We start from the raw sequence: 708 nt of genomic DNA on the forward strand, positions 1-708 counted from the left end.
GGACGAGCCGGTGGCGCGTGAAGCTCGGAATGATGCGCCCGCCGATGAGCGAGATGAGGATGATCGCCGCGGCGATGCCGAGCCTGCGGCTGATGTCCGATGTGCCTTGAAGATGCGCCTCCACATGGAACGCGCCATTGGCGCAGGCGAGAACGGCCAGCGGCAGCAACACTTTGAGATTGCGCCAGTTCCTTCCCACGACGATTTCGCGGGCCGCCGCAGCCGTGACCGCAAGCAGAAAAGCCACGTCGATGACAGCGGCTGCTTCCCAGCCGATATTCGCCGAGAAGAAGACGGCGGCGCGCCCGGCAATCCAGAGGATAACCAGTGCCAGCAATGGTGGACCTTGCACGGGCAGCCTGCCGGTCCAGTTCGGGATGGCGGTCAGCAGGAACCCGGTAGCGATCGCCGGCAGATAGCCGAACAGCATCTCGTGCACATGCCAGTCGACTGGAACAAACGCGCTGTGAGCATCGAGTTCGCCTGCATACATCGGCAGCCAAAGCATGACGGAGAGCCCGGCATGGAGCGCGCCGAGGAAAAAGAAGGGCCTGAACCCGTAGGAAAGGATCGCGGGCCCGGAGTAGGCCCGCAGACGTGGAATACCCATAGTTGTGTCTCAAGATGAAAAAGGGCCGGATGAACCGCCGCCCTCGGTCGGTCCGACCCAAACTGCCCACATCGGGGCAGGCACGGCTGGATCGGTGT

At 63.3% G+C, this 708-nt stretch carries 1 protein-coding gene; it reads right to left on the reverse strand.

Going from position 1 to position 708, the window contains the following annotated elements:
- The coding region (locus EOA85_RS36610) for an NnrS family protein (RefSeq protein WP_206523510.1) at window positions 1–610 on the reverse strand (610 nt) is incomplete at its 3' end.
- Window positions 611–708 lie beyond the last annotated feature (98 nt).

The sequence above is a fragment of the Mesorhizobium sp. M5C.F.Ca.IN.020.29.1.1 genome (assembly GCF_003997375.1).
In the GTDB taxonomy this organism is placed as follows: domain Bacteria; phylum Pseudomonadota; class Alphaproteobacteria; order Rhizobiales; family Rhizobiaceae; genus Mesorhizobium; species Mesorhizobium wenxiniae.